Source organism: Paramesorhizobium deserti, assembly GCF_001558695.1.
Classification (GTDB): domain Bacteria; phylum Pseudomonadota; class Alphaproteobacteria; order Rhizobiales; family Rhizobiaceae; genus Paramesorhizobium; species Paramesorhizobium deserti.
Window position 1 is genome coordinate 1 of the sequence record NZ_LNTU01000035.1, and the last position, 720, is coordinate 720.

General features: G+C 59.4%; 1 pseudogene. It reads left to right on the forward strand.

The features are described 5' to 3' along the window. Positions 1-720: pseudogene (locus tag ATN84_RS18830) on the forward strand (IS630 family transposase); the annotation flags it as partial.

Here is a 720-nt window from a genome sequence, read left to right on the forward strand (position 1 = left end):
CCATCCGTCGGATCTGGACCGCATTTGGCCTGCAGCCGCATCGTGCCGAGACATTCAAGCTTTCCTCTGATCCGCTCTTCGTCGACAAGGTGCAGGACATCGTCGGCCTCTATATGTCGCCTCCGGACCGGGCGATCGTGCTTTGCGTGGATGAGAAGTCGCAAATCCAGGCCCTGGATCGCGAGCAACCTGTGCTGCCGATGGCACCGGGCGTCGCCGAACGGCGCACCCATACCTATGTCCGCAACGGCACGACATCGTTGTTCGCCGCGCTCGACATTGCCACTGGGGCGGTGATCGGTCATTGCTACAAGCGTCACCGAGCCACTGAATTCCTCGACTTTCTGAAGCGGATCGACGCCGAAGTGCCCAATGGGCCGGACGTGCATCTGGTGATGGACAACTATGCGACCCACAAGACGCCGAGGATCAAGGCCTGGCTCGCGCGCCGCCCACACTGGCATGTTTCACTTCACGCCAACATCGGCATCCTGGATCAATCAGGTCGAGCGGTGGTTCGCGGAGCTGACGCGAAAGCAGTTGCAGCGCGGCGTACACCGTTCCACCGCGGAACTGAAAGCCGACATCGACGCATTCATCGAAACCCACAACGAAAATCCCACCCCATACAAGTGGGTCAAATCCGCCGACCAGATCCTCGCGTCGGTCAAGCCCTTCTGCCAGAAGACAATGAACCGAACTTCAGATTCAAGTGACTAG